Here is a 25,397-nt window from a genome sequence, read left to right as displayed (position 1 = left end):
CGCTCCATAGACCTCTTGATATGCAAGTGTGTACTTGCCTATCATGAGAGGCATGACAGACGTGTTCCGGGCGCTCGACGACGAGACACGGCGCCTCGTCCTTGATGAGCTCGCCGCGCGGGACGGGCGGACGCTGTTCGAGATTTGCACCGTGCTGACCATGCGCCATGGCATCACCAGCACGCGCCAGGCCATCTCGCAGCATCTCGCTGTGCTCGAGGCGGCCGGACTGGTCACCACCGAACGCCGTGGGCGCTCCAAGCTCCATTACTTCAACCCAGAACCCATTGCTGGCATTGCTCGTCGCTGGCCCATCGAAAGGAACCTCCCATGAGAATCGCCCTCACCAGTGTTTTCGTCGACGACCAGCGCGCAGCCCTGGACTTCTATACCAACGTGCTGGGTTTCGAGAAGCGCCATGACATCCCTCTTGGGGATGACTTCTGGCTCACCGTCGTATCACCCGAAGCGCCGGAAGGTCCTGAGCTACTCCTGGAACCGGCGGGCCACCCGGCGGTGAAGCCCTACCGCGATGCTTTGGTTGAGGACGGCATTCCCCTGGCGCAGTTCGCAGTGAACGACCTTGCAGCCGAATATGACCGGCTGACCGGGCTCGGTGTCGTCTTCACCCAGCAGCCCATGGACATCGGCACTGCAGTCGTCGCCGTTCTTGATGACACGTGCGGAAACCTTATCCAGCTCGTCGAGCTGAAGGACACGGCTCCTATGTGAGCGACGCAACGCGGCCGATCATTGCACTGCGTGCAAAATTGCACGTAGTGTAAATATGTGACTCAACAGTTGACGAGCCGTCGAGAGCAGAACAAGCGTGATACCCGACGCGCCATCGCTCAAGCCGCTCTTGACCTGGCGCGTTCGGAGGGGCTCGGTGCTTTCACCGCCGAGCAGATAGCCGAACGCGCCAACATCTCCCGGCGCACCTTCTTCAACTACTTCCACAGCCCTGAAGAGGCGCTCAGCGTTTCGACCGAAGCCTTCCTCGATCGGGCTGCCGCCGAACTTGCTGCGCGGCCAAGAGACGAACCGATCCTGGACGCGATGATCGCCGCCCTCGCTGCCACCACCAAGGCCGAGAATCTCAAGGACTGCGGCGACCTTTTCCGCATGGCTGCCAACAACCCTGACCTGCTGGGGACCCAGCTGCTCGCCTGGGAGCGGGCAGAAGCACGCATCATCGCCGCCGTCGAAGACCGGCTGCAGGGAGAAGCTTCAGCTCTCTACATCCACGCGCTTGTCGGATCGCTGCTGTCCTGCGCGAAGGCGGCCATGCGTGAATGGGCCGCCAGCGACCACCCCGACGAGACCTCCGCAAACATCCTCGAAAATCACATCGTCGCCACGCTGACCATGATGCGCGACGGCTTCTCACATCCAACCCTCTAGCCCGGGACGAACATCACCATGGCATTTCTCCTGTACCGACTTGGTTCCTTCGCCTATCGCCGCCGCTGGTGGGTAGTGTCTGCCTGGCTGGCCATCATGGTCGCCGTGGGAAGCTCCGCCGTCGCCTTCTCCGGCACCCTGAGCAACAACTTCACCATCCCGGGCACCGAATCCCAGCGGGTCCTCGACCAGCTGAAGGAAGACATGCCCGACGCCGTGGGCGGAATGGGCACCATCGTCTTCCAGAACCCGGACGGCGCCTTCACCGAGGAACAGCGCGACGCCGTCAGCTCCGCCCTCGAGGATGTGGCCGAGCTTGAGGGCGTCGAAGCGGTGATCAACCCCTTCGCCACGGCCCAACAGCTTGCCGACAGCCGCGAGGAACTGCAGAGCGGCCGTGACGAGCTCGACGCCGGTGCGCAGCAGCTCAGCGACGGCGAGGCCCAGCTTGAGCAGGGACAGGCACAGCTCGATGAGCAGCGCGCCCAGTTCGAGGCGGCCCGGCAGTTCCTGCCCGGACCCCAGGCAGAGGCGACCGAGGCCCAGCTTGACGCCGCCCAGGCCGAGATCGATGCCCAGCGCGAGCAGATCGCGGAGGGACAGGCAGAGCTCGAAGCCGGGCGCGCCGATCTCGACCGCGGCGAGCGCCAGCTTGAAGCGTCCTCCGGCGTGCAGTTCGTGTCCGACGACGAAAGCACCGCCGTCGCAAGCGTGCAGTTCACCTCGTCCGTCGACGCAATCACTCCCGAAACCCGCGAAGGCGTCCAGGAAGCCGCTGACCCCGCAGCGGAAACCGGCGTCAACGTCGAGTACAGCAAGGAAATCGTCTCTGACATATCCGAGATCTTCGGTCCGGCAGAGGTCATTGGCCTGGCGGTTGCCGCACTGGTCCTGATCGTCATGCTCGGCACCCTCATTGCTGCGGGGCTGCCGCTGCTCATGGCCATTGTCGGCGTGGGAGTGGGCGTCGGCATCACCTTCGCCCTCACCGGTGTGATCCAGATGAGCTCCATCTCGCCGGTCCTCGCGCTGATGCTGGGCCTCGCCGTCGGAATCGACTACTCGCTGTTCATCGTCAACCGCCACCGCACGCAGCTGCTGCGCGGGATGCCGATGCAGGAGTCGATTGCCCGTGCCACCGGCACCGCCGGAAACGCCGTCCTCTTCGCCGGCATCACGGTCATCATTGCGCTCGCGGCGCTGGCCGTTCCGGGCCTGCCGTTCCTCACCATCCTGGGCATGTCTGCAGCCGGGACCGTCGCCGTCGCCGTGCTCGTCGCCCTGACCCTGACCCCGGCACTGCTCGGATTGATGGGCCGGCGGGTCATCTCGAAGCGCCGCTGGCAGAAGGCGGAAGCGGAAGGGGCGGGAGCGCAGGAAGCCGCAGAGCACACTGCCGACGATTCCTACGCAGCCGGACGGGGCTGGGGCGGCGCGGTCACCCGCCGGCCCGTCCTCACCGTCCTTGGCGGCGTCGTCGCACTGGCTGTGCTTGCGCTGCCCGCAATGGACCTGCGCGTCGGACTGCCCGACGGCGGTTCCGAACCGGCCGACTCTACCGCCTACCGGGCTTACAGCATCGTGGGGGAGGAGTTCGGCGAGGGCACTAACGGTCCGCTCCTTGTGGTGGGCGAAATGCCCGAAATCGACGACGAGGGCGAACGCACTGACCTCCAGCTTGACGTTGCCGACGCACTTGCCGCCGTCGACGACGTCGCCGCAGCGGTGCCCGCGGGCATGAGCGACGACGGACGCACCGCGATTTACCAGGTCCTCCCGGAGGAGGGGCCGGCGAGTGAGAGCACCGAGAACCTGGTGCGTGACCTGCGTGCGGAGGCGGCCTCCATCGAGGACGCAACGGGTGTCACAGTGTCGGTGACCGGCCAGACGGCCGCGAACATCGACGTATCCGCCAAGCTCATGGAGGCGATGCCGCTCTACCTGGGCATCGTCGTCGGGCTGTCGCTGATCCTGCTGCTGCTGGTCTTCCGTTCAATCCTGGTTCCGCTGATCGCCACGGCAGGGTTCCTGCTCTCGCTCCTGGCCAGCTTCGGTGCAACGGTTGCCATCTACCAGTGGGGCTGGTTCGGGGATGTCTTCGGTGTGAACAACCCCGGTCCCATCCTGAGCTTCCTGCCCATCATCCTGATCGGCGTACTGTTCGGCCTGGCGATGGACTACCAGATGTTCCTGGTCTCCGGCATGCGGGAGTCCTTCGTCCATGGACGTCCGGCGAAGGAAGCCGTTCGAGTGGGCTTCAGCCACGGCGCACGCGTCGTGACAGCCGCCGCGATCATCATGGTCTCGGTATTCGCCGGTTTCGTCTTCTCCCACCTGACCATGGTCCGACCGATCGGCTTCGGGCTCGCGTTCGGTGTCCTGCTCGACGCCTTCGTGGTCCGCATGACCCTCATCCCGGCAGCTATGCACCTGCTGGGCCGGGCCGCCTGGTGGCTGCCCAAGTGGCTGGATCGAATCCTGCCGGATGTGGACGTGGAAGGCGCACGTCTCACCGCCGCCGGCGACGCCCAGGAACTCCGGACATCCGAGCCCGTGCGCGCCGGGAAGTAGCCTCAGGGCGCAAGGCCCGCATCGGTCTCGAATAGTGAGACCAATGCGGGCCTTTCGTCTTGCATCACTAGGATTGAGCGGTCAATTTTCCTCATGAAGGACACTCTTTCCGTGAATCTTTTCCGTACCAAGTCGATCGAACAATCGATCGCAGATTCGGGTGAGAAGGGCCGCACACTCAAGCGGTCACTAAGCACCTGGGACCTCATGATCATGGGCGTCGCCGTAGCAGTCGGCGCCGGCATCTTCTCCGTGGGCGCGCAGGCCGCCGCCTTCAACGCCGGTCCAGCCGTGACAGTCTCGTTCGTACTGGCTGCCATCACCTGCGCCCTGGCCATCATGTGCTACGCCGAATTCGCCACCGCTCTTCCCGTGGCGGGAAGCGCGTACGTGTTCACCTACGCGACGATGGGCGAGTTGCTTGCCTGGATTATCGGCTGGAACCTGATCCTGGAACTGCTGATGGCCGGCGCCGTCATCGCGAAGTTCTGGGGCGTGTACCTCAGCGACCTCTTCGCCGTCCTGAACCTCGACGTTCCGTCGCAGATCAACGTTCTGGGGATCACCGTCTACTGGGGCCCGCTGATCATCGTGGCCATCTTCACCCTGATCCTGGTGCTCGGAACAAAGCTCTCCGCGCGCGTCAACAACATCTTCACCATCATCAAGATCGCGATCGTCCTGTTTGTGATCGTCGCCGGCTTCTTCTACGTCAACGGTGAGAACTACAGCCCGTTCGTCCCGGCTTCGCAGCCCCCGGCGGAGCTTGAGGGCGGCTGGACCACCCAGCCGTTCCTGTCCTTCCTCAGCGGTGCCAACCCCGCCGTCTACGGCTTCACCGGCATCATCTCGGGTGCGGCCCTGGTGTTCTTCGCCTTCATCGGCTTCGACGTCGTGGCAACCTCGGCCGAGGAGGTCAAGAACCCCCAGAAGACCCTGCCGCGCGGTATCTTCGGCGGACTGGCGCTGGTCACCGTGCTGTACATCCTGGTCACCCTCGCCGTGACCGGCATGGTCTCGTACCGCGACCTCGCAGCCTCCGAGAATCCCTCGCTTGCCACCGCGTTCCAGCTCGTGGGGGCCGATTGGGCTGCCGGCATCATCTCGGTGGGAAGCCTGATCGGGCTCACCACCGTCATCATGGTGCTGCTCATGGGCCTGGCGCGCGTAGTCTTCGCCATGAGCCGGGACGGCCTTCTGCCGCGGAACCTGAGCCGCACCTCCGACAAGCACAGCACCCCGGCACGCACCCAGATCCTGTGCGGCGTCGTCGTTGCCCTCCTGGCCGGTTTTACCGAGGTGGAGCTGCTCGCCGAAATGATCAACATCGGTACGCTCTCCGCCTTCGTTGCCGTCAGCATCGGCATTCTCGTGCTGCGCAGGAAGCGGCCGGACCTTACTCCGTCCTTCCGGGTTCCGTTCGGCAGCATCCTTCCGGTGCTGTCCGCGATCCTCTGCCTGTACCTCATGCTGAACCTCGCCACAGTGACCTGGGTGTTCTTCGGTATCTGGCTAGTGGTGGGCTTTGCCATCTACTTCGCCTACGGCCGGACCCATTCGCGGTTGGCAGTAGAAGGCTCCGCGGAGCCTGAGCGGGAGGATGCGGCTCGGGGCGTACGGTAACCCCAGCAGGGAGGGCGCGCTACCGGCGGGTAAGATTCAGCCATGGCGCGCCCTCCCAAACCGGAACGTAAGAACGAACTGCTTGATCAGATTGTCGACTACCTGCTCGACAAGACCTTCGCGAGCCTGAGTTTCCGAACGCTGGCCGACGGCCTGGGCATCAGCAGTTACGTTCTGGTGTATCACTTCGGCAACCGTGAGGAACTCGTCAATGAGATCGTCAGGCACATTGAGGCGCGCCACGACACCCTGAAGCTCGGGAACCCTGCGGAACTCTCCCGGGAGGAGTTCCGGAACTGGATACTCGAGTCCTGGAAGTGGCTGCTGGCAGACCGTAACCGCAACCTGCAGCGGCTCGAATTCGAGGCAGCAGTGCAGGACGCCGCCAGTCCGCACCCTCGCGGCAGCGCAGTGGAAAAATTCCAGTACTGGTACTCGTTCACCACCGACTGGCTGATAAGCCAGGGCATGGCTCGGGACCGGGCGGAAACGGCATCCCGGGTATTCAGTGCCGGCCTATACGGGCTCCAGTACGACTACGTCCTGAACCATGACCCGGAGGCGGTCGGCAAGGCCCTGGACATGCTGGTTGACCAGTTCCTGCAGCTGATCACCACCGCTGTGAGCGCATCCACCGGGCAGGAATAACGGGTTCCGGTCGAGGAAGGCGTCAATTCCGACCGGTCGATGGACAACAAAAAGGGCGGGCCCAGATGGGCCCGCCCTTCATTGTGCTGTGGCTGAGTGCGCTAGAACTTGTTCGCAGCCTCTGCCGGGGTGTCGGCAGTGCCGCCGCCGGCGCCCAGGTTGGCGCGCAGCTTGGCGCCAAGATCGGCGTCGACGTTGGTCCAGTACTGGATTGCGCGCTCGCGGATGTCCGCGATGGTGACGCCGCCTACGGCACCGGTGATGGTCTCGAGGAAGCGTGCCTTCTGCGTCTCGTCGAACACCTCGCGGTACAGCGTGCCGGCCTGGCCGAAGTCGTCGTCCTCAGCGTGGAGGCTGTGAGCGGCGCGTACCAGGTCGCCGTCGTTCTCCCAACCGCCGTGCGGTCCGTACTGTGCCGGATCAGCGGCAGGTCCGCCCACGGAGTTAGGCGCGTAGACCGGGGTCTGCGGAGAGTTGAAGAAGAAGCGGGCGGCGCCGTCCTTGGAGTAGTTCCGCACGTCGTTCTTCGGGGCGTTCACCGGCAGCTGCGCGTGGTTGGTGCCCACACGGTAGCGGTGTGCATCCGCGTAGGAGAAGATGCGCGCCTGCAGCATGCGGTCCGGGGAAGCCGCGATACCGGGGACAAAGTTCGACGGCGCGAACGTTGCCTGCTCGATCTGCGCGAAGTAGTTCTCCGGGTTGCGGTTCAGGGTCAGCTTGCCGACCGGGATCAGCGGGTAGTCGCCGTGCGGCCAGACCTTGGTGAGGTCGAACGGGTTGAAGCGGTAGTTCTTCGCGTCGTCATAAGGCATGACCTGGACCTTGAGGTCCCAGCTCGGGAAGTTGCCCTGCTCGATGTTCTCGTACAGGTCGCGGATGTGGTGGTCGGCGTCCGAGCCTGCCAGCGCCTCGGCCTCATCGACGGTGAGCGTCTCATGGCCCTGGTTGGACTTGAAGTGGTACTTAACCCAGAACTTCTCGCCGGCCGCGTTGATCCACATGAAGGTGTGCGAGCCGTAGCCGTTCATGGTGCGCCATGAAGCGGGCAGGCCGCGGTCGCCCATGAGCCAGGTGACCTGGTGGGCCGACTCGGGGGACAGGGTCCAGAAGTCCCACTGCATGTCTGCGTCGCGCAGGTTGGAGCCGGGGAGGCGCTTCTGCGAGTGGATGAAGTCCGGGAACTTGATGCCGTCGCGGATGAAGAACACCGGGGTGTTGTTGCCCACGAGATCGTAGTTGCCCTCGCTGGTGTAGAACTTCAGGGCGAATCCGCGGGGGTCGCGCCAGGTATCGGGGGAGCCCTGCTCGCCGGCCACGGAGGAGAAACGTAGGAGGGTTTCGGTCTTCACGCCCGGCTGGAACAGCGCAGCCTTGGTGTACTTGCTGACGTCCTCGGTAGTCTCGAAAACGCCGAAGGCTCCGCCGCCCTTTGCGTGCACAACGCGCTCGGGGACGCGCTCACGGTTGAACTGGGCAAGCTTCTCGACCAGGTAGTGGTCGGTCAGGGGAATGGCGCCGTCGCGGCCCAGTGCTGACGAGTTGCTGTCGTCAACAACCGGTGCACCCGACTGGGTGGTGCTGAAGTTGGCAATCATGCGTTCTCCTTCTTGGTGGTGTTTATCGAGTTAGTCGGGAAGTTCGGGGGAGTGTTCGAGGGCCGCCTCACGGCAACCATTGCAGAGGCCCTGGTAGACAACATCGGCAATCTGGATGGTCATCTGCTTCGACCCGGGTGACCAGTGCGGCGTGAGGCAGGGCGCATGGCCTACAGCACAGTCCACGTCCTCGATTCGGCCGCACCCGGTGCAGATAGCGTGGTGGTGGTTGTCGTTCACCCGCGTTTCGTACCGCGCAGGAGAGGAAGGCGGCTCAATCCGGCGCAGCAGCCCGCTGGCAGTGAGGTCGGACAGGACGACGTAAACCGACTGCACGCTGATGTCGGCGAGTTCGGCACGCACTGCCGTGACGACGTCGTCGGCGGTTGAGTGGGGGAGGCGCTCGACGGCGGCGAGCACGGCCAATCGCTGCTTTGTCACCCTGCGTCCCGCCGTGCGGAGGGGCGCAGCCCACATCTCCTGGGCGGGGGGAAGCTGAGTCATGGGAACAGTCAACCAGTTATTTTGAGTAATTCATAATAAGGCGAGACTAAGGGGCTAGTCTGGACAAATTGGTGTAGAGCACGGATCGATGTGAAGTTCAATGGCGCAGGAGCCGGAGAGGTGTTGTGAATGGGTCGCGCCCCGTGGGAAGAGGTACGCGAGGAGCGTGCTGGGAACTGTGTGGTGACTGTGCGGACTGCCGGATCCGGTGGCCAGCCTGTGGTGCTGGTCCACGGCATCGGTGTGTCCGCAAGGTACTTCCAGCCCCTCGCCGCGGAACTGTCCCGCAACAATGCGGTCTATGCAATCGAGCTGCCGGGGTTCGGCCTCGCGCCGTCCCCGCGCCGTGCGCTTTCGGTGCCGGAGCTGGGACAGGTTGTGGTGGCCGCGCTGCACGGACTTGGGCTGTCCGGTGTCGTGCTCGTTGGGCACTCAATGGGCTGCCAGGTAGCGGCTGAAGCGGCCGCGCGCGCACCGGAGCTGGTGCACAAGCTGGTGCTGCTGGGACCCACGGTGAACAACCGGGAGCGCTCAGCGGCGATGCAGGCCCTCCGGCTGGCTCAGGACACCCTTCGGGAACCCCCGGCAGTGAACATGATGGTTTTCACCGACTACGTACGCTCCCTGGTTCCATACCTGCGGACCCTTCCGGCGATGATCAACCATCGCATTGAGGATGTCCTGCCGGAAGTGTCCTGTCCCGTGGTCCTGATGCGCGGCGAACGGGATCCAATCGTGCCCGCCGACTGGCTCCGGCGGCTGGCTGAAACCAACCGTGGTGCCAGAGTCGTCGAAGTGCCGAATGTCCCGCATGTGCTGATGTATGGCCGCCCCGAGGAAACTGCCCGAGGATTCCTGGCGGGAGACCCCCATGCAGCTGCTTAGACGCGGCGGTGCCTGGGCTCTCGATTACGCGTACGTTGCCTACTGGCAGGTTCGGGGCTTCATCTTCCGTGGTGACGCTGAGCGCCAGCTCTCCGGAGACCGCGCGCCGGTGATCCTCCTGCCCGGGATTTATGAGCCCTGGCAGTTCATGCACCCCGTGGCGTCCTACCTTCACGAGCGCGGGCATCCCGTACATGCGGTGACCGCGCTCGGATACAACCGTGGCAGCGTTCCGGCGATGGCGGAACTGGTGGCGCAGTACCTGCGCGAACGCGACCTCCGCAACGTGGTGCTCCTGGCTCATAGCAAGGGCGGGCTGATCGGAAAGTACGTCATGACGCTTCCGGAGTCAGCCCCACGAGTGCACCAGCTCATCGCCGTCAACTCACCGTTCTCGGGCTCGGTTTATGCGATGTTCGCCCTGCTGCCCAGCCTCCGAGCGTTCTCGCCGCGGAACCGGACGTTGAATGCGTTGCGCGCCAATCTCGCCCTGAACTCGCGCATCACGTCGATCTACGGGACGTTCGACCCCCATATCCCCGGCGGCAGCGAACTGGTCGGCGCCAGAAACGTGCAGCTGGACGTGATGGGTCACTTCCGGATTCTCGGCGACGACCGGCTGCTGGCGGCGATCGACGCCGCGCTGGAGGCTTCACCGAGCGCCTGAGCCCGCTAGGAGGGGCCGATCCGCTTTGCGATCGCTACAGCCTCGGCGGGACTGGAGAGCCAGGGTTCACCATGTCCGGTCAGCATCCTGTCCGCCTGAAGTCCGGCCAACTGGTCGAGCGATGCCATTGCCTGGGGTGAGTCTGCCGTCGCTGCTCCCGACACGATCTGCGGCCCCTTGATGCCCGTGTAGGGATTAAGTGTCACCAGGGCATCTCCAACAATGAGCGTCCGGCGGTCCGGGAAGTGCAGTGCAACATGACCCGCGGTGTGCCCGGGGACGTGCAGCACCTCCGGTGTCCCCGGCAGGTTGGATGCCATCCCGGGTAGCAGCGGCAGTGTGTCGGTAACGCCGCGGACCGCCAGCGCCCCGGCGAGCGTCATTCGTCCGAGGATGGGCAGGCTGGCCGGGTGCTGCAGTGGAACCGCCAGTCTGTTCAGTTCGTGCTTGTAGCGGTAGGGGTGGGCGGCGATGTAGGCGTCATCGGGGTGAACCAGGATCGGCACCCGGAAACGGCTGCGCAGTTTGGCAGCCACCCCCACATGGTCGAAATGTCCGTGCGTCAGCACAAGGGCTACAACCGAATGGTCGAAGCCCAGCTCCTTGAGTGCGGTGCGGATCCGAGGCCAGATGCCGGGCAGGCCGGCGTCGACAATCATCACCCGTCCGTCCTGCTCGACGAAGTAGACGTTGACGTGGGCGTGTTCCAGCCAGTGGATTCCTTCGGCGACTTCGCGGGTCAGCATGGTGATTCCTCGGGAGCTTCTCGGAGACAGGTGAGGCTGATTGCAACCATAGTGATTTGGGCGGGGAAAGTCAGCCGCCTGATCATTTTGCGGGTGCCCGAATGGCAGGCAGGTTGTTGCTGCAGGTAACCGCTTGGCCGGTAAGATTACCCGGTGCCCAGACTCCTCGCCGACATCACTCCACTGAAGGAGAGCCCGGCCTTCCGCAGGATGTACTTCGGCACGGCACTGTCGGCAATCGGCACCAACCTGACGCTGGTCGCCGTCAGTCTGCAGGTGTACGACATCACCGGCTCCAGCTTCAACGTAGGCCTGATCGGGCTGTTTGCGCTGGTCCCCCTGATCTTCGCAGGACTGTATGGCGGGGCGGTGGCCGATGCCCACGACAGACGCCGGGTAGCCCTGCTCTCCGCCGTCGGGCTGTGGGCTTCGACAATCGGCATCGCGCTGCAGGCGTGGACTGGAGCGGACAACGTATGGCTCCTCTATGGCCTCATCGCCGTGCACAGCGGCTTCGCCGGCATCAACCAGCCCACACGGACCGCGATCATTCCCCGGCTGGTGCGCCCGGAGCTGCTGCCCGCGGCCAACGCGCTGTCCATGATCACCTTCGGGCTCGCCTTCACGGTGGGTCCCATGCTGGCGGGTCTCCTGGTTGCCCAGGTGGGCTACGGCTGGACCTACACGATCGACGTCGTCACATTCACCGCAGCGCTGTGGGCGCTGTTTCGGCTGCCGGCGATGCCGCCGGAAGGGCCGGTCCGCCGCGCGGGCCTCGGCACCGTTCTTGAAGGCTTCCGCTATCTGGGGACGAGGCCCAACGTCCGCATGACCTTCCTGATCGATCTGGCCGCCATGGTGATGGCGCAGCCGCGTGTGCTGCTTCCCGCCGTTGGTGCAGCATTCATCGGAGGAGGCGAGCTGACCGTCGGGATCCTGCTTGCCGCCACAGCCTTCGGCGCTGTCCTGTCGGGTCTTTTCTCCGGCCCGCTCGGTCATGTGAACCGGCAGGGTCGGGCGGTTCAGTGGGCCGTCGTAGGCTGGGGCGCCTCGATCAGCGGATTCGGTCTGGTGGTGATTCTGGCCGGACAATCGTCCGACGGCGCAATGAGTCCCTGGATTATCCCGGCGGCCGCCTGCCTGCTGCTGGCCGGGGTGTCGGATTCGATCAGCGGAGTCTTCCGCAGCACCATCCTGCAGTCAGCCACGCCCGATGCCATGCGGGGACGATTGCAGGGAGTGTTCATCGTCGTCGTCGCGGGCGGACCCAGGCTGGGCGAGCTGGTGGGCGGCGGATTCGCCGAGTGGATCGGCGAGGGCTGGACCGCGCTGTGGGGAGGCATGGTCTGCATGCTGCTCGTGCTGCTGCTGGCCCGACTTCAGCCCCGCTTCGGACAGTACGACTCACGGCATCCGGAGCCCTGAGGTCTGATGACGCTCGAGGCCGCAACCATTGAGCCGCGCCGGGCGCTGACCTCGGCGGGCAGCTAGGGACATACTGGGGTCATGGACAAGCTCACCAGCACGCAGATCCTTGAAGCAGGCCTCGACGACTGGCGGCAGCTCGCGCAGGGCATCCACGCGCGATACCGCACCGGCAGCTTCAACGCCGGAATGCGATTCCTGACCGCAGTCAGCGAAGCGGCCGAAACCGCCAATCATCATCCGGATGTAACGCTGACCTATCCATATGTTGACCTCAAGCTGATCAGCCACGATGTCGGGGCTCTTACCGAGCGGGACGTGAAGCTCGCACGGTCCATCAGCGCCATCGCTCAGGAACAGGGCCTCACCGCCCAGCCTAAGGCGCTCGCCGAAGTGGAACTGGCACTCGACACGGCGCAGGTGGCCGCGGCGGGGCCGTTCTGGGCAGCCCTGCTGACGGGCGACGCCGACAACGTTTCCGGCGACGACGTCACCGACCCCTCCGGAAGAGTCCCGCTGTTGTGGTTCCAGCAGACCGACGCACACGAGACGCCGCGCCAGCGGTTCCATCTCGACGTGTGGGTGCCGCACGATCAGGCGGAAGCACGGATCGCTGCCGCCGTGGCAGCGGGGGGCACCGTCGTCGACGACTCCCGGGCGCCGTCGTTCACGGTGCTGGTCGACGGCGAGGGGAATCGCGCCTGCGTGTGCACTGCCCTTGACCGCTGACGCGGCTGTTCCCACGGAACAGCGCGCGGGGCAGCGCCGTTGTACTGGTAGGTAAGCCAACAAGGAGAACAGGTGCACAACCACTTCAACGGGGCCAAGACGGCCCTGCTCTTCGGTTCCCTTATGGGGATCTTCCTGATTTTCGGTGCGGTTATCGCCTCGGCAACCCGCAGTTCGGCGTTTCTCTGGATCTTTGCGCTGATCGGTGTGGGTTCGGTTGCCTACAGCTACTGGAACAGCGACAAGCTCGCCATCCGAAGCATGAAGGCCGTGCCGGTCACCGAGCAGCAGGCGCCGGCCATGTACCGGATTGTCCGCGAGCTGAGCGCGAAGGCCGGCAAGCCGATGCCCCGGCTCTACGTCTCGCCCACCCTGGCACCCAACGCCTTCGCAACCGGACGCAACCCCGAGAACGCCGCAGTTTGCTGCACCCAGGGCATCCTGCAGATCCTGAATGAGCGGGAGCTGCGCGGTGTCCTCGGGCACGAATTGATGCACGTCTACAACCGCGACATCCTCACCGGGTCCATCGCGGCCGCCGTCGCCGGTGTCATCACCTCGGTGGCGCAGATGTTCGCCTTTACGGGCATGATGGGCGGCAACCGCAACTCTGGCGGCAACCCGATCGCTGCGCTGCTGCTCGCCTTTCTTGCTCCGCTGGCGGCCGGGCTGATCCAGATGGCGATCGGACGCACCCGTGAGTACGACGCTGACGAGGACGGCGCCCGCCTCACCGGCGACCCTCTGGCCCTCGCCTCTGCGCTACGGAAGCTGGAGCGCGGCACCCAGCAGGCTCCGCTTCCGCAGAGCCAGCAGCTGGTGAACACCTCACACCTGATGATCGCGAATCCGTTCCGCGGCGGCGGTGTGCAGCGGATGTTCGCGTCCCACCCGCCGATGGCCCAGCGCATTGCGCGCCTCGAGGGGATGGCAGGCCGTCCGCTGGCCTGACGCTCCATCCGGTCGTTGTGTGGGCCGCTGAGTGCGCCGCTTCAGTGGGATTGTCTAGACAATCCCACTGAAAGCAGCGATTGGATGGGGTAGTCCGCCCGCTCAACCAACGACGACGGCGACGCCCCCACCCAGGGGAGCGTCGCCGTCGTCGTTCGGTTGGCTGTGCGGTGCGCCGGTTGCCTACCGGAAGTTCACGAACTGGAGGTCAGCTTCGTCGAAGTTCTTCAGCAGCGCCATGGTGGCCTGCAGGTCATCGCGGGACTTTGAGCTGACGCGCAGCTCGTCGCCCTGGATCTGGGACTTGACGCCCTTGGGGGCCTCGTCGCGGATGAGCTTGTTGATCTTCTTGGCGATGTCCTGGGCGATGCCCTCCTTGATGGAGGTCTCGAGGCGGAACTCCTTGCCTGAGGCGTAGGGCTCACCGGTGTCGAGTGACTTCAGCGAGATGCCGCGCTTGATCATCTTGGACTGCAGCACGTCGAGCACCGCGAGCACGCGCTCTTCGGAGTTGGCTTTCATGAGGATCCTTTCGCCGCTGAAGTCGACCTCCGCGCCGACGCCCTTGAAGTCGTAGCGCTGGGCAATCTCCTTCTGCGCCTGGTTCAGCGCGTTGGCGACCTCCTGCTTGTCTACCTTGCTCACGACGTCGAATGTGGATTCGCTGGCCACCGCGGCCTCCTTCTTGGGTTGGGTTTCCTGCTTCTAGCCTAATTCACAGGTTCGGGACAGGATGTGTTCACCTGCGCCTGAAACGGTGGAAACCCATCCACTCCCAGGAGGAAACGTTGACCGCGCAAACGCGTCGCTATTTTGTTCGTGCCCGCTCCGCCGTCGCAGGGTCGCTGATAGCGGCAGCATCGCTGACCGGGGTGGGAGCAGCGCCGTCGGCTGCAGCTTCCGCCCGTCTGGACGGCGTTCGGGCCGATCTGGAAAACGCGGTAAGCATGAATATGGTGACAGCTGATCAGGCCGAACGCTTCTACGCCCAGCTTGAGCGGCGGATCCTCGCAGGAGCTTAGAATCGGCCCGGAAACAACGGGTCCGGGCGCCGATTCGATTCTGCGCCGGATGTTCTGTAAAGTTGTTTTGCCTGCGGACGGCGATCCGGAGGCGGTCTTTTGAAGGGCAACCTTCAAGGACTCTCGGCAGATTACCCGAGCGGCCAAAGGGGGCTGACTGTAAATCAGCTGGCACTGCCTACGGGGGTTCGAATCCCTCATCTGCCACTCGCCACGAAAGGCCCGCACTCTTCTCCGAGTGCGGGCCTTTCGCTTTGCCTGTTGTACCAAGCACCCGTCAACTCATCCGGGATAGGTCCATTCCCAAGCGCTCCCCGTATAGAAGTCCTCGAAGATGAGGATTCCTGCGGGATGCTGAACGTCGAGCAAAACGACGCCTCGCGCGTTTTCGCCTGGGCCGATAGAGCTTGGAAGCAGCGCCGCATCGTCCAGACAGACGAGGGAAGCGAAGGTGTCAGGACTTGCGTTGGACGAGATACCCTCCGGTGAGATCGCGCGGAACCAGGACGAGGACATATCGAAGCTGGAAATGAGAGCGTCTGGCTCGGCCATAGCAGGTGACGTTTGGACAGATACGTCCACGGCAACAAAGAGGCCGTTCTCAGCGGGCACGGCAAGTTCCGTAGTGCACTGCACATTCGTCGAGATGCTGTTCACAACGAAATTGACCAGGCGCACACCATTCCCGTCGATGATCCCCGCGCTTTCACCGAGCCGTTTGATCAGATTTCCACGAGGGGAAACGGCTGAGCCCGTTGCGTCAGCGGGTTCTTGAGAGGGGGACGGCGCAGGAGGCGATGTTGTCGCTTCAGTCGTTTCCGGCGCTGGTGCGGAGGGCGCCGCCGTGGAGGGCGTACCCGTCGGGGACGGGCTGTCTGAACGAGATGGTTCGGCAGCGGAGGCTGTTTCCGGTGAAGTCGGTTCCGTCGGATCAGCATCCGGGGCGCCGCCGCTGCAACCTGCAACGAGCAATGCCACTGCGATTAGCGTAAAGACTGGCCGATTCATCGCTGGTCCTCCCCTGAAACCCCTCGAAGGTTTTAGTATGCTCCGCATCGGCTCCTGCGTCAGCTGCCCGATCGGTACGCTGTTGTACCAAGCACCCTCGCGCTGAGCGAACAGGAGGCGACATTCGCCCCGAAACTCGTTAGCGTGACGGTATGGCAACCATTGACATCACCGAGGCAACCTTCCCTGAGACCATCGAATCGAACGACATCGTGTTCGTGGATTTCTGGGCTGACTGGTGCGGCCCGTGCAAGCAGTTTGCTCCCGTGTACGACGCCGTGTCCCAGCAGCACGCCGACGTCACCTTCGCGAAGGTGGACACCGAAGCCGAGCAGTCGCTCGCCGCAGCTGCAGGTATCACCTCGATTCCCACTCTGATGGCGTTCCGCGAGAAGGTGCTCGTGTTTTCGCAGCCGGGTGCACTGAACAACAGCCAGTTCAGCGAGCTGGTTGAGGCAGTGAAGGCCCTGGACATGAAGGAAGTTCACGCCCAGGTGGCCGAGCAGCAGGCCAAGGCCAAGGCTGACGGTCAGGCGCAGGCGTAACAGGCTTTTGGCGTAGCAGGTTTTATCGAAGGCCCCGGTTCCCGATCACGTCGGGACCCGGGGCCTTCGTGCGTGCTCGCGGCGCCGGTTCTGACTCGCGGGCGGGCCGGATTGCTCAACTTCCCTGGAGCCCTGCGCCACCAAGGCCCAGCGACCCAGCACCGTCTCGGTTCAATGCCTAAGACAAAGACGCAGAAGATGAGCAAACTGGCACGGCCGGTTCGGGCCTAACGCCGCCGGTGGTCCTCCGGCGACAGCCGCGGTCCGAACGCCTGCTTCCGAAAACCGCTCGCGTACAGCATGCGCACCACGCGTTGGCGCTGCCCGGCCCACGGTTCAAGTAGCTCGAGCATCCCGGCGTCGTCTGTACGCCTCCCGGTCAGCGCCGCACCGACAAATGCCGCCAAATGGAAGTCGCCCACCGAAATGGAGTCCGGGCAGCCATGGGTGCGCTGCAGAACCTCGGCCGCGGTCCACACACCGATCCCCGGAATCGAACACAGCCCCGCGTGGACGCCGGCGGCATCAAGAGCGGCCAACCGCTCAAGGCCTGACGCGACTCCGGCAGCCCGCAGCGCGGCTGCCGACCGCTTCGAATCAACCCCCGCCCGGTGCCACTCCCAGGACGGAACCCGCCGCCACTGCTCGGGCGTCGGTGGCAGTCTCAGCTGCCGCGGAGCGCCTCGCGCAGCCGGTGCCGGATCGCCGAAGCGGGTCACCAGGTACCGCCAGGCGCGCTTGGCCTCGAGCCCGGTCACTTTTTGCTCCAGAATGACGCGCACGACGGCGTCCAGCATCCTTCCCGTGGCAGGCAGCCTCAGGCCCGGCTGAAGATAGCGGCCCTTGCGGGCCAGCTCCGGCAGGCGCTCCTGATACTCCGGGGAGTCAAAGGCGTCCCAGTCATCGAACAGCCCGATCAGTCGGGGCACACATTCCACAGCCGGAGCCGCCCCGGGGCCCCACGCGGTCGCATGCACAACGGATGAGCGTAGCGATCCCCGCTGAGTGAGCCGTAGGGTGGCGGCGCCGTCGTCGTTCCGGAAGGCCAGCCACACAGCCCCGTCGGCGAAAACTACGGTCGGATCACGCGGGCCGCACTGGAGTGGGTTCAGCGATGCACGGAGCGAATAAGCGCCCACCGGCTCCCACTCAGCCGATAACGCGGCGGGCATGGAGGCGGTGAGGGTCATGGCATTAATGCTCCCACGCACGGGTGACGCTTTCGGCATGCCATCGGGAGGCGGGAGAGCGTCGGAACCGCACGGTAACTTGTTAATCATGAAATTCGCCAACTCCGTTGTGGATCTGATCGGCAACACTCCGCTCGTCAAGCTCAACAAGGTCACCCAGGGGATTGCCGCAACGGTTCTGGTGAAGGTGGAATACATCAACCCGGGCGGTTCGGTGAAGGACCGCATCGCGGTAAAGATCATCGAAGCGGCTGAGCGTGAGGGGAAGCTCAAGCCCGGCGGCACCATCATCGAGCCCACATCCGGCAACACCGGAGTGGGACTGGCGCTCGTGGCGCAGCAGCGCGGCTACAAGTGCATCTTCGTGGTCCCTGACAAGGTCGGTGTGGACAAGCGGAACGTGCTGGCCGCCTACGGGGCAGAAGTCGTCGTCACGCCCACCGCCGTGGCGCCGGACAGCCCGCAGTCGTACTACGGCGTGTCAGATCGGCTCACCCGCGAGATACCCGGCGCCTTCAAACCCGACCAGTTCTCCAACCCCAACGGACCGCTCAGCCACTATGAGAGCACCGGCCCGGAGATCTGGAATGACACTGACGGCAGGATCACCCACTTCGTCACCGGTGTCGGAACCGGCGGCACCATCAGCGGCACCGGACGCTATCTCAAGGACATCTCGAAGGACCGTGAGTCTGGACCGGTGCAGGTCATCGGCGCGGACCCGGAGGGATCGGTCTACTCCGGCGGCACCGGCCGCCCCTACTTTGTCGAGGGCGTCGGGGAGGACATGTGGCCCGACGCCTACGATCCTTCCGTTCCTGACGAGATCATTCCCGTGAACGACGCCGACAGCTTCGCCATGACCCGCAGGCTCGCCCGGGAGGAGGGTCTCCTGGTTGGCGGCTCCTCGGGCATGGCGGTGGTGGCCGCCCTGCGGGCGGCGAAGGACCTGACCGAGGACGACGTCGTCGTCGTGCTCCTGCCCGACAGCGGTCGTGGCTACCTGGGCAAGATCTTCAATGACGACTGGATGAAGTCCTACGGCTTCATGGACAGCGGCGATGAGGCAACCGTCGGCGAAGTGCTCCGGTCGAAGAACGGCTCGTTGCCCGACCTCGTCCACACCCACCCGAACGAAACCGTACGTGACGTCATTGCGATCATGAATGAGTACGGCGTCTCCAATATTCCGGTGCTGTCCCAGGAACCGCCGGTGGTGATGGGCGAGGTGCTCGGATCGGTCGATGAGCGCCTGCTCACCGAGAAGATTTTCCACGGCACCGCGAAGCTGACCGACAAGATCTCCGAGCACATGGGGGAGCGGATGCCCATCATCGGCTCGCTGGAATCCGTGACCACTGCGCGGGAACGGCTGCAGCACAGCGATACCCTCATGGTGACCTTCGTCGGCGCTCCGGTGGGAATACTTACGCGACACGACCTGCTGACTTACCTGAGCAGCTAAACCACTTCGAGAGGTGAGCAACGTAGTGACTTCAGGAAACGGCTTCAACACCCGGGCAGTCCACGCCGGACAGAACCCGGACCCCACCACCGGTGCGGTCATCCCGCCGCTGTACCAGACCACCACCTTCGCCCAGGACGGCATTGGCCAGCTGCGCAACGGGTACGAGTACGGGCGCGGCACCAACCCCACCCGCGATTCGCTCCAGGCTCAGCTCGCCGCGCTCGAGGGAGCGGAGTATGCCTTCAGCTTCTCCTCGGGTCTGGCCGCCGAGGACGCACTGATCCGCGCCGCACTCCGTCCCGGAGACCACATCGTGCTCGGCAACGATGCTTACGGCGGAACCTACCGTCTGATCAACCGCGTGCTGTCCGAGTGGGGAATCACCAATTCCGCCGTCGACATGTCGGACCTCGATGCCGTGGAAGCCGCCATCGGAGCAGGTAGCACCCGCATGGTCTGGGTTGAGACGCCGTCGAATCCGATGATGAAGATCACCGACATCGCTGCCATTGCGGACCTGGCCAAAAAGGCCGGAGCACTGCTCGTGGTCGACAACACTTTCGCGAGCCCCTACCTGCAGCAGCCGTTGGCCTTAGGCGCCGACGTGGTGGTCCATTCCACCACCAAGTACATTGGCGGCCATTCCGATGCGAGCGGTGGCGCCGTCGTGCTGAACGACGCCGAACTGGCCGAGAAGGTGGGATTCATCCAGTTCGCGGTCGGCGCGGTTTCCGCACCCATGGAAGCATGGCTCACCACCCGCGGCCTAAAGACGCTCGGCGTACGGATGGACCGTCACAGTTCCAATGCGCTTGCCATTGCACAGTGGCTTTCCAGCCGGGACGAGGTGGAGCGCGTCTACTACCCGGGTCTGCCCGACCACCCCGGACATGAGCTCGCTGCCCGCCAGATGAGGAACTTCGGCGGCATGATCTCGGTCTCCTTCAAGGGCGGCGAGCAGGCTGCGCGCACCGTAGCGGAATCGACCGAGCTGTTCACCCTTGCCGAGTCGTTGGGCGGCATCGAGTCGCTCATGAACTATCCCTCGGACATGACGCACGCTTCGGTCAAGGGCACCGAACTTGCCGTCCCGGAGAACCTGGTTCGTCTTTCGGTGGGCATTGAGGACGTCGAGGATTTGATCGCCGACCTCGAGCGGGCCTTCGGGAAGCTCTAGCCGAACCCCTCAACAGAACCCGGTTTCCCCGGCATACTGGTCGGCATGGACAACCGGGTTGAGCTTGGGCCGGCGGCCGCTCGTCTGGCTGCCCTGGTGCAGGGAGTCAGGGACGAGCAGCTTGCGGGCAAAACTCCCTGCGAGGAATACAGCGTGGAGGTCCTTCTGCAGCACATAGACGGCCTGTCACAAGCGTTCACCGCTGCCGCACAGAAGAACCTGGGGCCGCTGACTGCAGCTCCCACCGGCTCAAAACCGCCCGCCCTCGAAGCCGGATGGCGGCTGCGGATCCAGGCGCAGCTCGAGGCCATGGCCAGGGCGTGGGAATCTCCGGAGGCCTGGGAAGGGATGACCCAGGCAGGAGGTATCGACCTCCCGGGCTCGGTGGCAGGTCTGGTCGCCGCGGACGAGTTGGCGATCCACGGCTGGGACCTCGCCCGTGCAACCGGCCAGCCGTTCGAGGTCGACGCGGGGGCCCTGGGCGCCGCAACCTGGTTCGTGGAGGAGATGTCGCAGCCCGGGCAGTCCCGGGAGGGGCTGTTCGGTCCCGCCTTACCGGTTCCGGAGGGTGCCACAGATTTGGAGCGGGTCATCGCGCTCAGCGGACGGGACCCGCGCTGGACTGCAGCTAGCTGATCCGGCTCAGCGCTTCCGGAACGGGCTGGCGGTCCGGCTTGCGAGCCGGACCCACTTGTTCTGCGGCTTGGGGTGAATCCGCTGGAACCAGGCTCCCGACGTCGGAAGCCACATCAGCACCACCCCCAGCAGCATGACAATGCACACCACTGAAAGCCCGGGGGTGCGGCGGACCAGGATCGGCACGCCGACGATGAGGCCGATCGTGGTCAGCAGTTCCCGCGCACCGCGTCGGCCACGGGCTAGACCAACCACCAGCACCAGTTGGATGATGGCGATTCCGCCCATCAGGGCCGCCAGCCCGATCAGCCCGGTGCGGTCGATCTCCTGGGTCAGCCCGGAGATCAGGAACGACCCCCCGGCAATCAGGAAAAGGATACTGACCAGTACCTCCACGGCGATTGCTGCCCGGATGGTCAGGGGTCGCCGCGGAAGGGGCGTGCTGGGAGTTCGCGCCATGGGTCAGCGGGGAGCGACGACGCCGGTGCGCGCGTCCTCGTCGTAGCGGTAGACCTCTTTGCCGCCGATCCACACCTTGAGCGCCCGCTGCATCACATCCAGCGGATCACCGCTCCACAGAACGACGTCGGCATCCTTGCCCTGCTCGAGGGAACCAATCCGCCCGTCCAGGCCAAGCACCTTCGCCGGATTGATGCTGATTGAGCGCAGCGCCGTCTCCCGGTCGAGACCCTCCTTCACAGAGAGGGTGGCCTGGTGGACGAGGAAGTTGATCGGGATGACCGGGTGGTCGGTGATGATTGAAATCTCGACACCCGCAGCGGCAAGCTTCCCCGGGTTGGCCATGGAGCGGCCGCGAAGTTCCACCTTCGATTTGGTGGTGAACAGGGGGCCGATGAGCACGGGAATTCCGCGTTCCGCCAGCACATCGGCCAGCAGGTGCGCTTCGGTTCCGTGATCCAGGACCAGTTGGTAGCCGAATTCGTCCGCGATGCGCAGGGCCGTAGCGATGTCATCGGCACGGTGCGCGTGCTGCCGCCACGGGATCTCGCGGCGAAGGACCATGGCGAGGGCCTCCAGCCTCGGATCTCGCCCGTTCTCGTCTGCCTTGCCCATGTAGTTCTGCGCGTCCATGAAGGCCTTGCGGATCACCATGGCGGTGCCGAGGCGCGTGGAGGGAGTCTGCTTCTTCTCTCCGTACACGCGCTTGGGGTTCTCGCCGAGCGCGGACTTCAGCCCGCTGGGGGAGCGGAGCACCATCTCCTCGATGTATCGACCGTGAGTGTGGATGGCCACGGCGAGCCCGCCGATTGGGTTGCCGGATCCCGGATTGACGTTCACCGCGGTCACGCCGCCGGCCAGCGCGTCGTCGAAACCGGGATCGAACGGGTTCACGGCGTCCAGTGCGCGAACACCGGCCATCACGGGGTCGGTCATCTCGTTGGTGTCGTCACCGGCCCAGCCTTCGCCCTCCTCGTGGGTGCCCAGGTGGACATGCGCGTCAACGAAACCGGGGAGCAGCCATTTGCCGGCGGCGTCGACGACGTCGGCCCCCTCCGGCGCGGCCACGTCCGCACCCAGCGCGGCGATCTTTCCGTTGTCGAGCACCACCGTGCCGTCGAAGGGTTCCCCCTCAACAGGAACTACGTGGGCGTTGATGATGGCGGTGACAGTCATGGGTGGACCTCCCGGTGCGGTGGTTGGGTCACAGCCAAACTTACCGCCTGCCTACACTGGGCGGGTGGCACAGAAGGCGGCACTCATTACAGGAGTCGGCAGAACCGTTGGAATTGGCGCCGGGATAGCGCGTGCGCTCGCAGCGGACGGCTGGAACCTCGCCCTGTCCTACTGGCACCCGTACGACGAGCGGGTCAACGCCACACCGGCGCCGGGAGCCGGTCTGGAGGAGCTCGCAGCCGAGTTGCAGGAGTCAGGCTCCCGCGTACTGCTCCTGCCCGCGAACCTGGAGGATCCGGCGGTCCCGGACAAGTTGATTCAGGACGCCGGCGTCCTTGGGCCCCTGACCGGCCTGGTCCTCTCGCACACGGAAAGCGTCGACTCCTCCATCCTGGATACAACGGTCGAGAGCTTCGACCGGCACTTCGTAGTGAACGTCCGCGCATCCTGGCAGCTCATCCGCGCCTTCGCGCTCCAGTGCCCGGACGACGGCGGTGCCATCGTTGCGTTGACCAGTGACCACACGGCCTTCAACCTGCCCTACGGCGCATCGAAGGGCGCCCTCGATCGCATTGCGATCGCGGCTGCCCGCGAGCTCGGGGACCGCAACATCAGCTCTAACGCTTTGAACCCCGGACCGGTTGATACCGGATGGATGTCCGTTGAGCTCCGCACGGCACTGACCGAACGCCAGCCCACAGGGCGGTTGGGCACACCCAGGGACGTTGCCGCCGTCGTCGCTTTTCTGCTGTCCGAACCCGGACGCTGGGTCAGCGGGCAGCTCCTGAAGGCCGACGGCGGGTTCTCGGCCTGAGAGCGGCCCAACCGGACGTGTGATCCCTGTCCCACGCGGAATAGTTGCCCGGGTAACGGTGCTGCATCTGGACGAAGCCTCTTCGAAAGGACGTCCCCCATGCTCTTCTCACCGATCACCGTTGGCGAGCTGAAACTGCCCAACCGCCTGGTCATGGCACCGCTGACCCGTTGCCGCTCCGGCGAGGACGGGGTGCCGGGTCCCCTGGTCGTCGAGCATTACCGCCAGCGCGCCTCGCTTGGGCTGATCGTCAGTGAGGGAACCTACCCCAGCCACGCCGGCCAGGGATTCCCGGGACAGCCGGGACTGGTCACTGGAGAGCAGATCGCAGGCTGGGCGGCCGTGACCGACGCAGTTCATGCCGAGGGCGGGCGCATCTTCGCCCAGGTCATGCACGCAGGCCGGGTCACCCACCAGGACACCAACGGCGGACGCACCGTCGTAGGGCCGAGTGCCATCGCGATCGATGGCGTGACCCGCACCTATAAGGGAAAGCAGCCGTTCCCGGTTCCGCATGCGCTCACCGAGGAGGAGCTCTCGGGTGTTGTCGCCGAGTTCGTCCAGGGCTCGCTTAACGCGATCGAGGCGGGGTTCGACGGCGTCGAACTGCACGGTGCGAACGGGTACCTCCTGCACGAATTCCTCACACCGTCAGCCAACCAGCGCGAAGACCGGTACGGCGGGTCCCCCGAGAACCGAATTCGTTTCGTCGTCGAGGTCGTGACCGCAGTCGCCGAGGCGATCGGAGCAGAGCGCGTGGGTCTGCGCATCTCGCCCGAGCACAACGTTCAGGGTGCAACCGAGCTTGACCGGGACGACCTTTTCCGGACCTACTCGCTCCTGACGCAGGCCGTCTCGCCCCTCGGGCTGGCCTACCTCAGCGTCCTGCACAAGGAACCGTCCGGAGAGCTTGTCCGGGAACTGCGGAACCAGTTCGACGGCGCGTTCCTGCTCAACACCGGGTTCGGCATCGTCACCACCCGCGACGAGGCCTTCTCACTCATCGAGCAGAACCTGGCTGACGCCGTCGTCGTCGGCCGCCCCGCCATTGCCAACCCGGACCTCGCCCGCCGCTGGAAGGAAAACCTTCCCGAGAACGAGCCGGACATGTCCACGTTCTACACCACCGGCGCCGAAGGCTACACGGACTATCCGGCCTACCAGCCGGCGTAGGGCCCGGCTGCCCAGCAGGCCGCTGAGCAGGTCTTGCCTCGGCGGCCAGTAGGCTGGATGCATGACCTCCGGTGTCCTCCTTGCCGTGTGCCGCGTGCACGCCCTCCTACCCACGAAGGACTCGACGGGCGTTACGGCGATCGACAAACGCCCGGTCGACGGTCCGGTGAAGGTTCATCCGTTGGGCCTCACCGGGGACATCCAGGCGAGCCGGAAGCACCACGGCGGTCCCACCAAAGCCCTCTACGCGTACTCGCAGGAAGACGCCGACTACTGGTCAGCGGAGCTCGGTAGAGACATGGTGCCCGGAAAGTTCGGCGAGAACCTCCGCGTCTCGGGCATCGATGCCACCCACGCGGTCATCGGTGAGCGCTGGCGCATCGGTGACGTCCTGCTTGAAGTCAGCGAGACCCGGACGCCGTGCATGAACTTCGCCCGGTTCATCGGGGAGCCGAGCTGGGTGAAGCGCTTCGCCGCGGCCGGACGGGTGGGTACGTACCTGAGCGTGATCAAGGGCGGACACATTGAGGCGGGGGACGCAGTTGTCGTCGAATCCCGGCCGGAGCACGGCGTGACAGTCGGCCAGCTGTTCGCCGGGCTCTCCCTGGAGCAGGCGGTACGGCTGCAGGCGGCAGCCGACGCCGGGGCGAAATTGACTCCGGACGTCGCCAAGGCCGTCGCACGCGCCCAGCAGTAACCTCTTGCATTGAGTTCGAGGGCAGTGGTGTGGGGAGGCTCACGGACCCTGGCCGGATCGACGGCGCCGGACAACGCAGGCCGTAGGGTACACTAGAACTATCCCCCACACCGGTTTTCCCCTTATTCCTGCCCTGAAGCGGCATGGATTGGTTGTGTTGGGGCCCGTCGCCACAGGCGAAGCGGGCAGATTCATTCAGGGAGCGCCGGCTGAAAAAACACTGCACCTTTCCCGCTGGGATAGCGGCGATACGCAGTGTGACAATCCTGCCGCGGGGTAGAAGC

At 64.9% G+C, this 25,397-nt stretch carries 27 protein-coding genes and 1 tRNA gene; 20 read left to right on the top strand and 8 right to left on the bottom strand.

All coding sequences use genetic code 11. From position 1 onward, the window contains the following. Positions 1 to 52: 52 nt before the first annotated feature. The 6 genes from GC088_RS11840 to GC088_RS11815 all read left to right on the top strand — a co-directional run bounded on the left by GC088_RS11840 (position 53) and on the right by GC088_RS11815 (position 6,246). Positions 53 to 334, top strand: a complete 282-nt coding sequence (locus tag GC088_RS11840) for an ArsR/SmtB family transcription factor (protein ID WP_323959197.1) — start codon at positions 53 to 55, stop codon at positions 332 to 334. Beyond that, positions 331 to 732: a VOC family protein gene (locus GC088_RS11835; RefSeq protein WP_323959196.1), complete on the top strand. Its 402-nt coding sequence runs from the start codon at positions 331 to 333 to the stop codon at positions 730 to 732. Before GC088_RS11840 ends, GC088_RS11835 begins: the two co-directional genes overlap by 4 nt. Positions 733 to 789: 57 nt before the next feature. Next, positions 790 to 1,404 (top strand): TetR/AcrR family transcriptional regulator, encoded by a 615-nt coding sequence (locus GC088_RS11830; RefSeq protein WP_323959195.1) that lies wholly within the window; start codon positions 790 to 792, stop codon positions 1,402 to 1,404. Between the two features lie 18 nt (positions 1,405 to 1,422). After that, the gene (locus tag GC088_RS11825; protein WP_323959194.1) at positions 1,423 to 3,975 is read left to right on the top strand and encodes an MMPL family transporter; all 2,553 of its coding nucleotides are present in this window, start codon (positions 1,423 to 1,425) and stop codon (positions 3,973 to 3,975) included. 111 nt (positions 3,976 to 4,086) lie between these two features. Then, the gene (locus GC088_RS11820) at positions 4,087 to 5,598 is read left to right on the top strand and encodes an amino acid permease (RefSeq protein WP_323959193.1); all 1,512 of its coding nucleotides are present in this window, start codon (positions 4,087 to 4,089) and stop codon (positions 5,596 to 5,598) included. Positions 5,599 to 5,640: 42 nt separating this feature from the next. Beyond that, positions 5,641 to 6,246: a TetR/AcrR family transcriptional regulator gene (locus GC088_RS11815; protein WP_323959192.1), complete on the top strand. Its 606-nt coding sequence runs from the start codon at positions 5,641 to 5,643 to the stop codon at positions 6,244 to 6,246. A 101-nt stretch (positions 6,247 to 6,347) separates the two neighbouring features. Here the strand turns inward: GC088_RS11815 and GC088_RS11810 are convergent, their stop codons facing one another. Both GC088_RS11810 and GC088_RS11805 read right to left on the bottom strand, forming a co-directional pair. Next, entirely contained in the window at positions 6,348 to 7,838 is a 1,491-nt protein-coding gene (locus GC088_RS11810) for a catalase (RefSeq protein ID WP_323962047.1), read from the bottom strand. A 33-nt stretch (positions 7,839 to 7,871) separates the two neighbouring features. Next, positions 7,872 to 8,345: a Fur family transcriptional regulator gene (locus tag GC088_RS11805; protein WP_323959191.1), complete on the bottom strand. Its 474-nt coding sequence runs from the start codon at positions 8,343 to 8,345 to the stop codon at positions 7,872 to 7,874. A 129-nt stretch (positions 8,346 to 8,474) separates the two neighbouring features. Here GC088_RS11805 and GC088_RS11800 point away from each other — a divergent pair, with 129 nt between their 5' ends. Together GC088_RS11800 and GC088_RS11795 are read left to right on the top strand one after the other, a co-directional pair. Continuing rightward, positions 8,475 to 9,230 carry an alpha/beta fold hydrolase gene (locus tag GC088_RS11800; RefSeq protein WP_323959190.1) on the top strand — a complete coding sequence of 252 codons (756 nt, stop codon included), beginning with the start codon at positions 8,475 to 8,477 and terminating at the stop codon, positions 9,228 to 9,230. Further along, complete coding sequence (locus GC088_RS11795; protein WP_323959189.1) at positions 9,217 to 9,897, top strand: esterase/lipase family protein; 681 nt, start codon at positions 9,217 to 9,219, stop codon at positions 9,895 to 9,897. The genes GC088_RS11800 and GC088_RS11795 overlap by 14 nt, the downstream gene beginning before the upstream one ends. Positions 9,898 to 9,902: 5 nt before the next feature. Here GC088_RS11795 and GC088_RS11790 read toward each other — a convergent pair whose 3' ends face one another. After that, positions 9,903 to 10,643: an MBL fold metallo-hydrolase gene (locus GC088_RS11790; RefSeq protein WP_323959188.1), complete on the bottom strand. Its 741-nt coding sequence runs from the start codon at positions 10,641 to 10,643 to the stop codon at positions 9,903 to 9,905. Between the two features lie 153 nt (positions 10,644 to 10,796). Here GC088_RS11790 and GC088_RS11785 point away from each other — a divergent pair, with 153 nt between their 5' ends. The 3 genes from GC088_RS11785 (at position 10,797) to htpX (ending at position 13,748) form a co-directional block, all read left to right on the top strand. Continuing rightward, positions 10,797 to 12,068 carry an MFS transporter gene (locus tag GC088_RS11785; protein WP_323959187.1) on the top strand — a complete coding sequence of 424 codons (1,272 nt, stop codon included), beginning with the start codon at positions 10,797 to 10,799 and terminating at the stop codon, positions 12,066 to 12,068. 81 nt (positions 12,069 to 12,149) lie between these two features. Further along, positions 12,150 to 12,797, top strand: a complete 648-nt coding sequence (locus tag GC088_RS11780) for a 4a-hydroxytetrahydrobiopterin dehydratase (RefSeq protein ID WP_323959186.1) — start codon at positions 12,150 to 12,152, stop codon at positions 12,795 to 12,797. Between the two features lie 72 nt (positions 12,798 to 12,869). Beyond that, a complete protein-coding gene (gene htpX / locus GC088_RS11775) occupies positions 12,870 to 13,748 on the top strand; it encodes a zinc metalloprotease HtpX (protein WP_323959185.1) in 879 nt (292 codons plus the stop codon). 183 nt (positions 13,749 to 13,931) lie between these two features. Here the strand turns inward: htpX and GC088_RS11770 are convergent, their stop codons facing one another. Then, positions 13,932 to 14,420 carry a YajQ family cyclic di-GMP-binding protein gene (locus tag GC088_RS11770; protein WP_323959184.1) on the bottom strand — a complete coding sequence of 163 codons (489 nt, stop codon included), beginning with the start codon at positions 14,418 to 14,420 and terminating at the stop codon, positions 13,932 to 13,934. 116 nt (positions 14,421 to 14,536) lie between these two features. On the opposite strand from GC088_RS11770, the gene GC088_RS11765 reads away from it, so the two are divergent. Both GC088_RS11765 and GC088_RS11760 read left to right on the top strand, forming a co-directional pair. Then, positions 14,537 to 14,770 carry a hypothetical protein gene (locus tag GC088_RS11765; RefSeq protein WP_323959183.1) on the top strand — a complete coding sequence of 78 codons (234 nt, stop codon included), beginning with the start codon at positions 14,537 to 14,539 and terminating at the stop codon, positions 14,768 to 14,770. Between the two features lie 125 nt (positions 14,771 to 14,895). Continuing rightward, positions 14,896 to 14,977: transfer RNA gene (locus GC088_RS11760), tRNA-Tyr, on the top strand. Between the two features lie 75 nt (positions 14,978 to 15,052). On the opposite strand, the gene GC088_RS11755 is transcribed toward GC088_RS11760, so the two are convergent. Then, positions 15,053 to 15,448, bottom strand: a complete 396-nt coding sequence (locus GC088_RS11755) for a hypothetical protein (protein ID WP_323959182.1) — start codon at positions 15,446 to 15,448, stop codon at positions 15,053 to 15,055. A gap of 482 nt (positions 15,449 to 15,930) precedes the next feature. On the opposite strand from GC088_RS11755, the gene trxA reads away from it, so the two are divergent. Continuing rightward, entirely contained in the window at positions 15,931 to 16,323 is a 393-nt protein-coding gene (gene trxA / locus GC088_RS11750) for a thioredoxin (protein ID WP_323959181.1), read from the top strand. Positions 16,324 to 16,550: 227 nt separating this feature from the next. Here trxA and GC088_RS11745 read toward each other — a convergent pair whose 3' ends face one another. Continuing rightward, on the bottom strand, positions 16,551 to 17,513 hold the full coding sequence (locus tag GC088_RS11745) for a DNA-3-methyladenine glycosylase family protein (RefSeq protein ID WP_323959180.1): 963 nt from the start codon (positions 17,511 to 17,513) through the stop codon (positions 16,551 to 16,553). Positions 17,514 to 17,601: 88 nt separating this feature from the next. Between GC088_RS11745 and GC088_RS11740 the strand changes: the two genes are divergently transcribed. The 3 genes from GC088_RS11740 to GC088_RS11730 are packed head-to-tail and all read left to right on the top strand — an operon-like array spanning position 17,602 to position 20,794. Further along, entirely contained in the window at positions 17,602 to 18,978 is a 1,377-nt protein-coding gene (locus GC088_RS11740; RefSeq protein ID WP_323959179.1) for a cystathionine beta-synthase, read from the top strand. Between the two features lie 25 nt (positions 18,979 to 19,003). Beyond that, positions 19,004 to 20,158 (top strand): cystathionine gamma-synthase, encoded by a 1,155-nt coding sequence (locus GC088_RS11735; RefSeq protein WP_323959178.1) that lies wholly within the window; start codon positions 19,004 to 19,006, stop codon positions 20,156 to 20,158. A gap of 45 nt (positions 20,159 to 20,203) precedes the next feature. Then, complete coding sequence (locus GC088_RS11730) at positions 20,204 to 20,794, top strand: TIGR03086 family metal-binding protein (RefSeq protein WP_323959177.1); 591 nt, start codon at positions 20,204 to 20,206, stop codon at positions 20,792 to 20,794. A 6-nt stretch (positions 20,795 to 20,800) separates the two neighbouring features. Here the strand turns inward: GC088_RS11730 and GC088_RS11725 are convergent, their stop codons facing one another. Further along, positions 20,801 to 21,253 carry a hypothetical protein gene (locus tag GC088_RS11725; protein ID WP_323959176.1) on the bottom strand — a complete coding sequence of 151 codons (453 nt, stop codon included), beginning with the start codon at positions 21,251 to 21,253 and terminating at the stop codon, positions 20,801 to 20,803. A 3-nt stretch (positions 21,254 to 21,256) separates the two neighbouring features. Next, the gene (locus GC088_RS11720; protein WP_323959175.1) at positions 21,257 to 22,429 is read right to left on the bottom strand and encodes an amidohydrolase; all 1,173 of its coding nucleotides are present in this window, start codon (positions 22,427 to 22,429) and stop codon (positions 21,257 to 21,259) included. 64 nt (positions 22,430 to 22,493) lie between these two features. Between GC088_RS11720 and GC088_RS11715 the strand changes: the two genes are divergently transcribed. From GC088_RS11715 to GC088_RS11705, 3 genes are all read left to right on the top strand, one after another. Further along, entirely contained in the window at positions 22,494 to 23,243 is a 750-nt protein-coding gene (locus GC088_RS11715) for an SDR family oxidoreductase (protein ID WP_323959174.1), read from the top strand. A gap of 99 nt (positions 23,244 to 23,342) precedes the next feature. Continuing rightward, positions 23,343 to 24,416 carry an alkene reductase gene (locus tag GC088_RS11710; RefSeq protein ID WP_323959173.1) on the top strand — a complete coding sequence of 358 codons (1,074 nt, stop codon included), beginning with the start codon at positions 23,343 to 23,345 and terminating at the stop codon, positions 24,414 to 24,416. 61 nt (positions 24,417 to 24,477) lie between these two features. After that, positions 24,478 to 25,113, top strand: a complete 636-nt coding sequence (locus GC088_RS11705; RefSeq protein ID WP_323959172.1) for an MOSC domain-containing protein — start codon at positions 24,478 to 24,480, stop codon at positions 25,111 to 25,113. Positions 25,114 to 25,397: the final 284 nt, after the last annotated feature.

The organism is Arthrobacter sp. JZ12, from assembly GCF_035189165.1.
Lineage (GTDB): Bacteria > Actinomycetota > Actinomycetes > Actinomycetales > Micrococcaceae > Arthrobacter_D.
The sequence above is the reverse complement of the archived record's forward strand: the minus strand, read 5'-3'. Positions and strand labels throughout refer to the sequence as shown.